10 protein-coding genes and 5 tRNA genes are annotated in these 12,273 nt (G+C 63.2%); 5 read left to right on the top strand and 10 right to left on the bottom strand.

The window, feature by feature from the left end; genetic code table 11:
- The first annotated feature begins 68 nt into the window (after window positions 1-68).
- The 4 genes from QLG02_RS05120 (at window position 69) to QLG02_RS05135 (ending at window position 4,479) form a co-directional block, all read left to right on the top strand.
- Window positions 69-1,052, top strand: a complete 984-nt coding sequence (locus QLG02_RS05120) for a TDT family transporter (protein WP_282464688.1) — start codon at window positions 69-71, stop codon at window positions 1,050-1,052.
- A gap of 267 nt (window positions 1,053-1,319) precedes the next feature.
- Window positions 1,320-2,309, top strand: coding sequence for a lauroyl-Kdo(2)-lipid IV(A) myristoyltransferase (gene lpxM, locus QLG02_RS05125; protein WP_011705968.1), 990 nt, complete (start codon window positions 1,320-1,322; stop codon window positions 2,307-2,309).
- Between the two features lie 172 nt (window positions 2,310-2,481).
- A complete protein-coding gene (locus QLG02_RS05130; RefSeq protein WP_026080120.1) occupies window positions 2,482-3,477 on the top strand; it encodes a lipid A biosynthesis acyltransferase in 996 nt (331 codons plus the stop codon).
- Between the two features lie 141 nt (window positions 3,478-3,618).
- On the top strand, window positions 3,619-4,479 hold the full coding sequence (locus QLG02_RS05135; protein ID WP_274278378.1) for a PA4780 family RIO1-like protein kinase: 861 nt from the start codon (window positions 3,619-3,621) through the stop codon (window positions 4,477-4,479).
- Window positions 4,480-4,533: 54 nt separating this feature from the next.
- On the opposite strand, the gene QLG02_RS05140 is transcribed toward QLG02_RS05135, so the two are convergent.
- From QLG02_RS05140 to QLG02_RS05150, 3 genes are all read right to left on the bottom strand, one after another.
- A complete protein-coding gene (locus QLG02_RS05140; RefSeq protein WP_282464689.1) occupies window positions 4,534-5,067 on the bottom strand; it encodes a GNAT family N-acetyltransferase in 534 nt (177 codons plus the stop codon).
- Window positions 5,067-6,305 (bottom strand): GGDEF domain-containing protein, encoded by a 1,239-nt coding sequence (locus tag QLG02_RS05145; RefSeq protein ID WP_282464690.1) that lies wholly within the window; start codon window positions 6,303-6,305, stop codon window positions 5,067-5,069. The genes QLG02_RS05140 and QLG02_RS05145 overlap by 1 nt, the downstream gene beginning before the upstream one ends.
- Window positions 6,306-6,521: 216 nt before the next feature.
- Window positions 6,522-7,013 carry a prolyl-tRNA synthetase associated domain-containing protein gene (locus QLG02_RS05150; RefSeq protein WP_282464691.1) on the bottom strand — a complete coding sequence of 164 codons (492 nt, stop codon included), beginning with the start codon at window positions 7,011-7,013 and terminating at the stop codon, window positions 6,522-6,524.
- Window positions 7,014-7,226: 213 nt separating this feature from the next.
- On the opposite strand from QLG02_RS05150, the gene QLG02_RS05155 reads away from it, so the two are divergent.
- Complete coding sequence (locus QLG02_RS05155; RefSeq protein ID WP_282464692.1) at window positions 7,227-9,656, top strand: DNA polymerase II; 2,430 nt, start codon at window positions 7,227-7,229, stop codon at window positions 9,654-9,656.
- A gap of 126 nt (window positions 9,657-9,782) precedes the next feature.
- Here QLG02_RS05155 and QLG02_RS05160 read toward each other — a convergent pair.
- The 7 genes from QLG02_RS05160 to QLG02_RS05190 all read right to left on the bottom strand — a co-directional run bounded on the left by QLG02_RS05160 (window position 9,783) and on the right by QLG02_RS05190 (window position 12,236).
- Window positions 9,783-9,859: transfer RNA gene (locus QLG02_RS05160), tRNA-Val, on the bottom strand.
- 37 nt (window positions 9,860-9,896) lie between these two features.
- Window positions 9,897-9,973: transfer RNA gene (locus QLG02_RS05165), tRNA-Val, on the bottom strand.
- 110 nt (window positions 9,974-10,083) lie between these two features.
- Window positions 10,084-10,160, bottom strand: a tRNA-Val gene (locus QLG02_RS05170).
- A 17-nt stretch (window positions 10,161-10,177) separates the two neighbouring features.
- Window positions 10,178-10,254: transfer RNA gene (locus QLG02_RS05175), tRNA-Val, on the bottom strand.
- 12 nt (window positions 10,255-10,266) lie between these two features.
- Window positions 10,267-10,343, bottom strand: a tRNA-Val gene (locus QLG02_RS05180).
- Between the two features lie 160 nt (window positions 10,344-10,503).
- Complete coding sequence (locus QLG02_RS05185) at window positions 10,504-11,883, bottom strand: MATE family efflux transporter (RefSeq protein ID WP_011705975.1); 1,380 nt, start codon at window positions 11,881-11,883, stop codon at window positions 10,504-10,506.
- A gap of 146 nt (window positions 11,884-12,029) precedes the next feature.
- Window positions 12,030-12,236 carry a YaeP family protein gene (locus tag QLG02_RS05190; RefSeq protein ID WP_005301307.1) on the bottom strand — a complete coding sequence of 69 codons (207 nt, stop codon included), beginning with the start codon at window positions 12,234-12,236 and terminating at the stop codon, window positions 12,030-12,032.
- Window positions 12,237-12,273: the final 37 nt, after the last annotated feature.

Here is a 12,273-nt window from a genome sequence, read left to right on the forward strand (position 1 = left end):
ATTTAGATATCGTAAACGATACGGGGCCATTATCCTATGCCCATCGTCTCTCATCAGAGGTTTCAGACATGATCGCAAGAACCCGTCAATCCTTAGGCAAAGCCCCGACTCCCATGGCAGGGCTGGCGCTCGGGATCGCCAGTCTCGGTTGGTGCTGGGAAAATGCCGGTCACTTCGATGGCCGCCTGCAGTTGCTGGGGGCCGCCATTGCCGCCGTGCTGCTGGTGATCCTGACCTTCAAGTTTCTGCTGCACCCGCGCCTGCTGTGGCAGGATCTGGCCCACCCCGTGGTCGGCAGCGTGGTGCCCACCTATGCCATGGGCACCATGGTGGTTTCCAAGGCGGTCGGCATGCTCGACGCCGGTCTGGGCGAGGGGCTCTGGCTGTTTGCCGTGCTGCTGCACCTGGCGTTCCTGGCCACTTTCGTCTGGCATCGGGCCAAACAGTTTGAAATCCACCACATGGTGCCGAGCTGGTTCGTGCCGCCGGTGGGGATCATCGTCGCGGACGTCGCCTTCCCGGGCGGCCAGTTTGCGGCGCTGGCCAACGGCCTGCTCTGGTTCGGCATGCTCTGCTATGGTCTGATGCTGCCGCTGATGCTCTATCGCCTCATCTTCAGCCATGAAGTGCCGGATGCCGCCAAACCGACCATCGCCATCCTGGCGGCCCCCGCCAGCCTGTCACTGGCCGGTTACCTGACCGTGAGCGAGGAACCCTCCCTGCTGCTGGTGGCCGTGCTGCTGGGGATTGCGGTACTGATGACCTGCATCATCTATCTGGCCTTCATCAAGCTGCTGCGTCTGCCGTTCTCACCGGGCTACGCCGCCTTCACCTTCCCGCTAGTGATCGGCGCCACCGCCCTGTTCAAGGTGAGCCACCTGGTCGAGCAGTGGCCCCAGGCGGCCGAGTATGTCGAACAGATCCGGCTGCTGGCCCACTTCGAACTGGGCGCCGCCACTCTGATCGTCGGCTATGTGGCCCTGCGCTACCTGATGTTCTTCCTGCCGCTTGGCGGCAGCGACGAGGTGGCGCACGGCATGGTTCGTCGCTAAGAAAAAGACGGCGAGAGCCGGGATACGGGGTGTTGATGAGCAACCTTGCGGCAGACAGGGGCCATCAACCGGATAATGACCAAGCGCTTTACCCTCGGGTGAAGCGCTTTTTGTACCGGTTCTGGCAGCAAAAGGTGCCATTCATGCCCATTGGTGCCCCGTTTTTTGCGCCAGCGCCCAGCCTGGGGGGACAATGATGAATTTCACTGGTATTACCTGTCAGGACGAATACAATGCAGCTCCATTTTCTTAGCTTGATCCCCATCCATGTCTTCCCATGATCCCGTGTTTGACACCCGCTTCGAGGCCAGATTCCTGCATCCACGCTATTGGCTCAGCTGGCTGGCGCTTGGCGTACTGATGCTGCTGGCCTTCGTGCCGGTCCGTCTGCGCGACCGTCTCGCCGCCGCCCTGGCACCGCTGGTGTTCCGTATCTCGAAAAAGCAGATCTATATCGCCAGAACCAACCTGGCACTCTGTTTTCCGCAAAAGAGCGAGGCCGAACGCGACGCCATCCTGATGACCTCGATCCGGGTCGGTCTCAAGAGTCTGCTCGGCTTTGGCGAGTTCTCCGTGCGCAGCCCCGCCTATCTGATGAGCCGGATGCAGGTCAGCGGCTGGGAACATATCGAGGCGGAGCAGGCCGCCGGCCGACCGGTGATCCTGGTGGTGCCCCACAGCTGGCCGGTGGATGCGGCCGGTTACTATTTCACCCGGCGCGGGGTGCCCATGTGCACCATGATGAAGCGGGCACGCAACCCGGTCTTTGACTGGCACCTCAATCGGGCCCGGGCCCGCAACGGCTGCCGGGTCTATGAGCGCAGTGCCGGCATCAAGGCGGTGATCCGTACCATCAAGGGTGGTCGCAGCTTCTTCTATCTGCCGGATCAGGATCATGGCCGCGAGAAGAGCATCTTTGCCCCCTTCTTCGGGCACCCCAAGGCGACGCTGCCGGCGTTGCCACGCCTGGTGCAGGTGAGCGGGGCCAAGGCGGTGCCGCTGCTGGCTTGCTATGACGAGGCCAAGCACTGCTACCGGCTGGAGATCGACGCGCCGTTTGACAACTATCCCACCGAGGACGTGATGGCCGACACCTGCCGGATGAACGACATGGTGCAGCAGCAGCTCTGCCGCGACCCAGGTCAGTACATGTGGTTCCTCAAGATCTTCGATACCCGCGAAGATCAGGTGGGCCTGGATGGTCGCTACGAGGCGGGGATCCAGCGCATCCGCAGTGGCTTGCAGCCGCTGCCCTGAGGCGACACGCCTTTATGTCATATGGCCCTGCGGGGCCATTCTTATTGGCGATGGTGACCCGTCATGGGGGGAGGGCTTCCTTGCCTGCCAGCCCGGTAGACGGGGGGCGTGGCCGCCAAAGTGGAAAAATTTGTCAGGATAATTAAAATAACCGTTTATTTTCTATGACTTGATGGCGGCCATGTCCTCACACGATCCGGTTTTTGACACCTCATTTCATCCCCGTCTGCTGCATCCGCGCTGGTGGGGCAGCTGGCTGGCGCTCGGTCTGCTCTGTCTGCTGGCGCTGGTGCCCCATGGCCTGCGCGACCGGCTCGCCAACCGTCTGGCGCCCACCCTGCTGCGGATGTCAAAGAAGCAGGCCTACATTGCCGAGACCAACCTCAAGATCTGTTTTCCCGAGCTGGACGAGGCAGGCCGTCAGGCCCTGCTGCTCAAATCGATCCGGGTTGGTCTCAAGACCTTCATGGGCTTTGCCGAGCTGACCCTGCGCAGCGCCGCTCATCTGGCCAGCCGCGTCAAGGTGCGTGGCTGGGAGCATATCGAGGCAGAGCGGGCCGCCGGCCGGCCGGTGATCCTGGTGGTGCCCCACACCTGGGCGGTGGACATGATCGGCCGCTACTTCGCCATTCGGGGGCTGACCATGTGCACCATGATGAAGAGCCCGAAAGATCAGGTGTTTGACTGGTACATCAACCGCGAGCGGGCCAAGGGCGGCAAGGTATATGAGCGCAGCGTCGGCATCAAGCCGGCCATCAAGGCGATCCGCAGTGGCGCCAGCTTCTTCTACCTGCCGGATCAGGATCACGGCCGCGAGGCCAGCATCTTCGTGCCTTTCTTCGGCCATCCCAAGGCGACCCTGCCGGCCCTGCCCAAGCTGGTGAAACTGACCGGCGCCAGGGCGGTGCCCATTCTTGCCTGCTATGACGAGGAGGAGGGCTGCTACCGGCTGGAGATCGAGCCGCCTTTCGACCCCTATCCCGGTGCGGATCTGGTGGCCGATGTCTGTGCCATGAACGGCATGGTGGAGCAGCAGCTGCGCCAGCATCCCGAGCAGTACATGTGGTTTCTCAAGATCTTCGAGACCATGGAGCACCAGCAAGGTTCGGATGGGTTCTACGAAGAGGGCATTAAGCGGATCCGTGGCGATCTCCCTCCCGGGGAGTGAGGCCGGCCGACCCGGCGGCGCGGGTTATCGCACCGGGATCATCGCGGTTGCCGGCACGCCGGGTGCCGTCAGGAAACAGGGATAGGCAAGTGGCCCGGGAGGGGCTATCTTCTGATGCGCAAATAGGGTAAAAGGGCGGCCATGAAAATTCCAAATCGAATCCAACCTCTGGTTGATGACGGCCTGGTCGATGACGTCATCAGCCGGCTGATGAGCGGCAAAGAGGCCGACGTCTATGTGGTGCGCTGCGGCGACGAGATCCGCTGCGCCAAAGTCTATAAAGAGGCGTCCAAGCGCAGCTTCAAGCAGGCCGTGGTCTATCAGGAAGGGCGCAAGGTGCGCGGCAGTCGCGATGCCCGCGCCATGGAGAAAGGCTCCAAATACGGTCGCAAGCAGCACGAAGAGGTGTGGCAGAACACCGAAGTCGATGCCCTGTTCAAGCTGGCGGCGGCCGGAGTGCGGGTGCCCAGGCCCTATGTCTGCCTCGATGGCGTGCTGTTGATGGAGCTCATCACCGACGAAGAGGGCAATGTCGCCCCCCGTCTCAATGACGTGGCGCTCTCTGCCGAGCAGGCGGTCATCGACCATGCCAAGGTGATCCGTTATGTGGTGCGCATGCTCTGCGCCGGCCTCATCCATGGCGATCTCTCCGAGTTCAACGTGCTGGTGGACAGCCAAGGCCCGGTCATCATTGACCTGCCCCAGGTGGTGGATGCCGCCGCCAACAACCAGGCCAGGGCCATGCTGGAGCGCGACGTCAACAACATGCGCAACTACTACGGCATGTATGCCCCCGAGCTGCTCAAAACCCGCTACGCCCGGGAGATGTGGGCCCTGTATGAAGATGGCAAGCTGACCCCGGACAGCGAGCTGACCGGCTTGTTCGAGGAGAGCCGCGAGCAGGTGGATCTCGACTCAGTGCTGCACGAGATCGAGAGCGCCCAGGAGGAGGCGTTGGCCCGTCAGGCCAGGATGAAGGCCGAAGAGGAAGACAGCTACTGATCTTGCTGCGGGTGGCCGTGGCCAGTGAAAAAAGAGCGCCTGTGGCGCTCTTTTTTATTGTCTGCCGCTCGGTCCTGGCCCCTTGGTCGGTGCCAGCCGGTAAAACCGGAGCCAGCAGCGATCGCCGGCATGGTAGCGGCGATCCAGCCATTGCCCGCCGGCGGCGGCAATGACCTTGAGCGAGGCGGCATTTGCCTCGTCACAGCTGATGAGCACGGGCTCGCTCAGCACATGGCGCTGCAGCCAGCCGAGCAGGGTGCGGGCGACGCCTTGACCCCGGCGGGAGGGGCGGGTCTCGTAACCGATATGGCCGAGCCACTGGCGGGTGGCGGAGTTGTCGCCGTGACGCAGGCGCAAGGTGGCGAGGATCTCTTCCCCCTCGAGGGCAAAATAGGTGGTGGTAGGTGGGTAGCCCGGTGGCAGATGCAGCCCATCAGCATGGGCGAGCAACTCCTGCAGCCACTGATCCGGGTCGAATTGCGCCACCTGATAGAGCGGCAACCCGGCGGCGCCACATTCGGCAACGTAGCGGCGGTAGGCGGGGGCGTCGGTCAGCCGAGCGGCCCGGCACTCGATGGGGGGTTGCATCAGGTCTGGGTGGCCAGGGGCCACAGCGGCCTGGGCTCGCTGTGGTGCGGCTCCTGGATGCAGGCGCGCTGGCGGCCAGCCTGCTTGGCGGCATAGAGTGCCCGATCCGCGCGCGGATAGGCCTGCTCGAAGCTCTCGCCCTGCTGCAGCGAGGTCAGTCCGATGCTGAGGCTGATGGGGCCGCCGGCCAGCGGCCGGGTGGCATCTGCGACCCGTTGCTGCAGGGTCTGGCAGCAGGCCGGCAGTGTCTGCGATGTCTCCATCACCAGCAGCGCCAGCTCGTCGCCGCCAAGGCGCCCGGCCAGCCCCGCCGGCGGCAGGCTCTCCCGGATCACCCGGCCCACCGCCCGCAACATGGCGTCGCCGGCGGGGTGACCGTGGCGGTCGTTGATCTGCTTGAAGTTGTCCAGGTCGATCAGCAGTAACTGCCAGGGGCGGGCACTGCGACAGGCGCGCGCCGCCAGCTGCTGCTCGAAATGGTGGCGACTGTCCAGCCCGGTCAGGGCATCCAGGTTGGCGCGTCGCTCCAGCTCGCGCTGGGTGGCAAGCAGCGCCTGCTGCTGGCGGGTGTGCACCAGGCTCAGCAAAATGAAGCTGCGGGCGATGGTAAAGAGCAGGCTGAGCAGGATCACCGGGCCGAGCAGGGGATCGGTCAGGCTGGAGGCGGCCGACTCCGGCCACCACTGATGCTTGGCCATCCTGACCAGTTGCAGGGCCAGTTGCAGGGCGAGCAGCAGGATGGCGAAGCGCAACACCCGGTAGGCGGGCGCCAGCCGCTGATAGCGCCAGAGCTGCCACAGCAGCAGGCATATCTGCAGTGAGATGGCCCCGGAGAGCACCACGATCCGGCTGTGTATGTCATCCGGTGGCAGCTGCGCGGCGGTAACGGCAAACAGCAGGAAGCCGGCGAGGGCGAGGAGCGGGCAGAGCCAGCCGAAACGGTCGGCCTCGCGCCGGAAAAAGTGGCGCAGCCCCCGTTCATAGAGCAGCGGGGTAGCGATGATCAGCAGGTTGGTGAGCAGGATGTTGGCAAGGGAGCTATCCCCCGTGAGGGTGCGCAGCAGCAGACAACCAAAGGCAGCGGCGATGGCCAGCTCGCTGGCCGACCAGTAGAGCAGGGCCCGGATGCGGCGCTGGGTATGCCACACATAGGCGAAAATGGCCGCGACCCCGACGTGCGACAGCGTGACGAACAGCACCAGGCTCAACAATTGCGCTGAGGAAAACAGATTTTGCATCTAGGGGTCTCTCTGGGCTCGTCCTGCCGGTCACTGTGTCTCGACCCTGAGGGTCGCCATGACAGTGCCGGATCACAACATGAATCCGACCCATTATCAATGGCTTGAGCTGCTGGATCCCGATCCTGGCCACAACCGGATCGATGGCGGCAGCTGACGCGATTCATCAAGGATTCGAAACGGGGTTTGTCGATCGCGCCACCCGTCTGGGGAGTGTCAGGTTGGCTGCACCGGCAGCGCCATGACGGTGGCCTCCCGGCCGAGATGGGCCAGCAGGCGGCGCACATCGTCCAGCGTGATGATGAGGGTGGCTGTGTTGACCAGCGGGTGGCACTGCACCCGCTCGGCCTGCCAGATGGCCTCGTCCACCACCAGTTCCACCGCTTTTTCCCTGTCGCGCACCATGGCGAGCAGGGTGACCGACCCAGGGGTGAGGCCAAGCACGGCTTCCAGGCGCTCGGGCGAGCCAAAGCTCAGCCGCTTGACCCCAAGGGCGGCAGCCAGTGCCTTGAGATCGACCCGGCTCTCTTCCGGCGTCACCACCAGAAACAGTCGCTCGCTCTTCGGGTCACGCAAAAAGAGGTTCTTGGTCTTGGCGGCGGGCAGCTTGGGCAGCAGCCGACTGGCCTCCTCGCAGGTGAAGACGGGGGCGTGATCGATGCGCTGATAGGGAATGGCCAGCTGATCCAGCAGAGAGTAGAGCGCCACGTGACCTCCTGATGTCGGGTGAAGAATGGGGTGTTGGATGAATGGCGCGGCGAATAAAGCCGCCACCGGCAGTGGCTGCCAGTCTGGCCGAGCTTACCAGTTTGCGGCGCGACTCGCAGCCTGGCGTGGCCATGGCGGCTGGCGTGGCAATTGCAGCAAAGCACTGTATGAACGTACAATGGTTCCATCCCAGCGTTGACCCCAGTAGCCTGCATGACCGAGATCCAGCCTGTTCCTCCCGTTACTCTGCCACTCGATGGCTTCATCCTGACCCGTCACGGGCGGGATGTGCGTGGTCGCAACGGGCATGGCGAACACACCGAGATCGTAATGTGGCTCTGGAGCGCGCAGGGGCCGGTACGACTGGTGGTGCCGGGGCAGGAGCCGGTCTTCTTCCTGCCCCAGAGCCATATGGAAGAAGCCGCCGAGCTGTTCAAGGGGGCGGGGGTGAGCGGGCGGTTTCGCCGCCTGCCGATGCACACCTTCGATGGCCGCGCCGTGGTGGGTTGCTACTTTGCCACCTTGAGCGCCTTTCACCGCGCCATCGAGCTGCTGCTCATCCGCGGGCTGGAGCACTTCGAGGCGGATATCCGGCTGCCGGAGCGCTACCTGATGGAGCGTTTCATCACCGCCGGTATGCGCTTCGAGGGGCGCACCCTCAAGAAAGGGGGCAAGCACGGCTACTGGGAGGTGAACGAGGCACGCTGCGCACCGCAGGCGGTGACGCCGACCCTCTCCTGGGTGTCGCTGGACGTGGAGTGCGCCATGGACGGGGCGCTCTTCTCGGTGGGGCTCTACAGCGAAGAGGATGCGCGGGTCATCATGATCGGTACGCCGGAGGCGGATGCTGACAGCTGGAGTACCCAGGTCGAGTGGGTCGCGGACGAGAGCGCCCTGCTGAGTGCGCTGGAGCGCTGGTTTGTGCGGCACGACCCGGATCTGATCATCGGCTGGAACGTGGTCAACTTCGACTTTCGCCTGCTGCTGCGCCGCGCCGAGCTCAACAAGCGGCGGCTGCGGCTGGGGCGCGGTCACGAGCTCTGCTTCTGGCGATCGTCGCGCAATGATCCCCAGAGCGGCAGCGTCATCATCCCCGGGCGCATGGTGCTCGATGGCATCGACACCCTCAAAAGCGCCACCTGGCAGTTCCCGAGCTACAGCCTGGATGCGGTGGCGAGCGAGCTGCTCGGCCGCGGCAAGGATATCGAGGACGTGGCCAACCGGGGGGAGAAGATCACCGAGCTGTTCCACTCCGACAAGGAGGCGCTGGCCCGCTACAACCTGGAGGATTGCAGGCTGGTATGGGAGATCTTCGATTTCTGCCACCTCATCCCCTTTGCCATCGAGCGCGCCTCCCTCACCGGCCTCGAGCTGGACCGGGTCGGGGGCTCGGTGGCGGCGTTTACCAATCTCTATCTGCCGCGGCTGCATCGCGGCGGCTACGTGGCGCCCAATTTGCCGGCCGACGGCGGGCTGGCGAGCCCCGGCGGCTATGTGATGGACTCCAAACCGGGCCTCTATCGCCACGTGCTGGTGCTCGACTTCAAGAGCCTCTATCCCAGCATCATTCGCACCTTCTGCATCGATCCCATGGGGCTCATCGAGGGGCTGCAGCACCCCGAGCACGCCATTGCGGGCTTTCGCGGCGCCCTGTTCTCCCGCGAGCGCCACTTCCTGCCGGATCTCATCGCCACCCTGTGGGCGGCGCGGGATCGGGCCAAGGCCGCCAGCAACAAGGCGCTCTCGCAGGCCATCAAGATCATCATGAACTCCTTCTACGGGGTGCTGGGCTCGGGGGGCTGCCGCTTCTACGACCCGAGGCTTGCCTCCTCCATCACCTTGCGCGGTCACGGCATCATGCAGCAGACCCGGGAGTGGATCGAAGGGGAGGGCTTCGAGGTGATCTATGGCGACACCGACTCCACCTTCGTGCACCTAGGGCGGGATGCCAGCCCCGAGCAGGCGGACGAGATTGGCCGGCGGCTGGCGAAGATGATCAACGACAACTGGGCCGCACTGATCAAGCGCGAGTTCGATTTGCCGAGCCATCTGGAGATCCAGTACGAGACCCACTATCGCCGCTTCCTGATGCCCACCATCCGCGGGCTGGAGAAGGGGAGCAAGAAGCGCTATGCGGGGCTGGTGGCGGGCCATCAGGCAGATGAAGAGGAGCAGCTGGTGTTCAAGGGGCTCGAATCGGTGCGCACCGACTGGACGCCCCTTGCCAAGGCGTTTCAGACCCGCCTCTATGAAATGGTGTTTCACGACCAGGATCCCAGCGGCTATGTGCGCACCATGGTGGACGAGACCCGGGCCGGCCAGCACGATGAGCTGTTGGTCTATCGCAAGCGGCTGCGCCAGAAACTCGAGGAGTACCAGAAGAACGTGCCACCCCATGTGCGGGCGGCGCGCCTGGCGGACGAGGAGAACCTGCGCCGTGGCCTACCCCAGCGCTACCAGCATCGGGGCTCCATCGCCTACCTGATGACCCTCAATGGCCCCGAGCCGCTGGAATACCGGCGCAGCGCCATCGACTACGAGCACTACATCGACAAGCAGTTAAGGCCCATTGCCGATGCGATCCTCCCCTTTATCGGCGAGTCGTTCGAGCGGATCTGCGGCCAGCAGCTCGATCTCTTCTGAGCGGCGTGGAGCGGGGAGAGGTTGACCTGCCAGGCACGATTGAGCATGTGGCGGGTGCCGCCGTGCGGATGAGGAGTCAGCAGGGGAAATGCAAAAAGCCCGCTCGAGGAGCGGGCTTTTCTAATCTGGTGCGTCCTAGTGGATTCGAACCACCGACCCCCACCATGTCAAGGTGATGCTCTAACCAGCTGAGCTAAGGACGCAGGGTGCGCAAGGCGACTTTATCTGATTGCAGGGGAGTGGTGGGTTTAATTGGATTCGAACCAACGACCCCTACCATGTCAAGGTAGTGCTCTAACCAACTGAGCTATAAACCCACATCTGTGTTCAACCGGATTCGAACCAACGACATCGCCTATGCCATGTCAAAGTACTGTTCTAACCAATTGAGCTATAAATCCACATCTGCAATATATTCAAGCTGTTATGGTGCGTCCTAGTGGATTCGAACCACCGACCCCCACCATGTCAAGGTGATGCTCTAACCAGCTGAGCTAAGGACGCATAACAGGTTTCCATGATGGTGCGTCCTAGTGGATTCGAACCACCGACCCCCACCATGTCAAGGTGGTGCTCTAACCAGCTGAGCTAAGGACGCATCAAGGAAAAGTGGTGGGTTTAATTGGATTCGAACCAACGACCCCTACCATGTCAAGGTAGTGCTCTAACCAACTGAGCTATAAACCCACTTTGCAAACCGGGTCAGAAACCCGTTTCACCACGCCAGCACTGCTGGCGTGGTCGGCATACTACCCATGCCCCCCAAGGCTGTCAACAGGGCGCATGCACAAAGCAGACTGTTTGCCCAGTTCTTGCGCAGCCTGTTGATTTTGCAGGCGAGTTTGTCCTATTGCGCCTTGGAGAGGGCGCTGCAGGCCTCCGGGCTGGCAAAGCGGCCATAGATATGACGCAGGCGGGCACCCAGCATCAGGGCGGCGCCGGTGAGGCCGACGATGAAACCGATCCAGAAGCCCTGCGGCCCCATGCGCGGCACCAGCCAGTCGGTCAGCCCCAGGATCATGCCGGTGGGCAGCCCCAGTCCCCAGTAGGCGACGATGGTGACGTAGAAGATCGCCTTGGTGTCCTTGTAACCGCGCAGGGCGGCTGCGGCCACTACCTGTACCGAGTCGGAGATCTGATAGATGGCGGCGAAGAACAGCAGTATGGCCGCAAGGGTGATCACCTGCAGGTCGTCGGTGTAGATACTGGCGATATGCTCGCGCAGCAGCACGGTGAGGGCGGCGGTACCGGCAGCCACCGCCATGCCCAGCATCAGGCCGGTGCGGGCGGCGACGCGGGCGTGCTCGGGCTGACCCTCGCCGATGCTGTGGCCGACCCGGATGGTGACACCCACCCCAATCGACAAGGGCAGCATAAACACCAGGCTGGAGAAGTTGAGGGCTATCTGGTGGCTCGCCACCGTCTCTGCACCGAAGGGGGCCAGCATCAGCGCCACCACGGTAAACAGGGTCACCTCGCAGAAGATGGCCATGGCGATGGGAAAGCCCAAACGGAACAGGCGCCAAATCCGGCTGCCATTGGGGCGGGCGAGCCGGGAGAAGAGGTTGATCTCCTTGAAGTGGGAGGAGAGCTTCACATAGACGATCATCGCCAGCAGCATGGCCCACAGCACGATGGCGGTGGCCACGCCACAACCCACCCCGCCGAGCTTGGGCATGCCGAGGTGGCCGTGGATGAAGACATAGTTGGCGGGAATATTGACCGCCAGCCCCACGAAGCCGATCACCATGGTCGGCATGGTGTGGGATAGCCCCTCGCTGAAGTTGCGCAGCACCTGGAACAGCACGAAGGCGGGCAGGCCCCACATGATGGCGTGCAAGAAGCCGGTGGTCTTGGCGGCCATGACGGGATCCACCTTCATCAGGTGCAGCGCCAACGGGCTGAAATAGAGCGCCAGCATGGCGATCGGGATCACCATCAGCGCCAGCCAGAAGCCCTGATGCACGGCGGGACGTACCTCGTCCCGCTTGCGGGCCCCGTTGAGCTGGGAGACGATGGGGGTGAGCGCCATGATGATGCCCTGGGTCAGCAAGATGATCGGCAGCCAGAAACTGGAGGCCACCGACACCGCGGCCAGATCCACGGCGCTGACCTGGCCTGCCATCACGGTATCGACGAAGCTCATGGCGACCTGGGCCACCTGGGCCACCAGAATGGGACTGGCTAGACGAACGAGTTGCCTCGCCTCGGACCAATAACGTTGCACTGACACCTCCGAGTGGATCAGATAAAGCGTAAAAAGAGCGGGTAGCGGGAAGAGCCTTTGCACTCCCGAAACGGGAATGCAAAGTGCGGGGGGGTCATTCTAGCCTGAAATTCATCCGGGACGAAACGTTTGGCGCAAGGGCCGGATCAGGCGTCTTCGTGATCGCTGATCAGCAGGTTGGCGGCGGCGTAGGCGGCCTGTTCGCGCAGATCCGCCGGCACCCGCTCGTCCGATGCCACGGCGTTGAGCGCCCTGATGGTGGCGGCAATGGCCTGTGGCACATAACCCTGTTCCCCGGAGCCAATCTGGTTGTAGGCGATGCGAATGGCCTCACAGCATTGATATACCTGCATTTTTATTTCCTTGTCAGCGCTGGTTTGAATGCCGTCA

Source organism: Aeromonas sp. V90_14 (assembly GCF_029967615.1).
In the GTDB taxonomy this organism is placed as follows: Bacteria; Pseudomonadota; Gammaproteobacteria; order Enterobacterales; family Aeromonadaceae; genus Aeromonas; species Aeromonas hydrophila.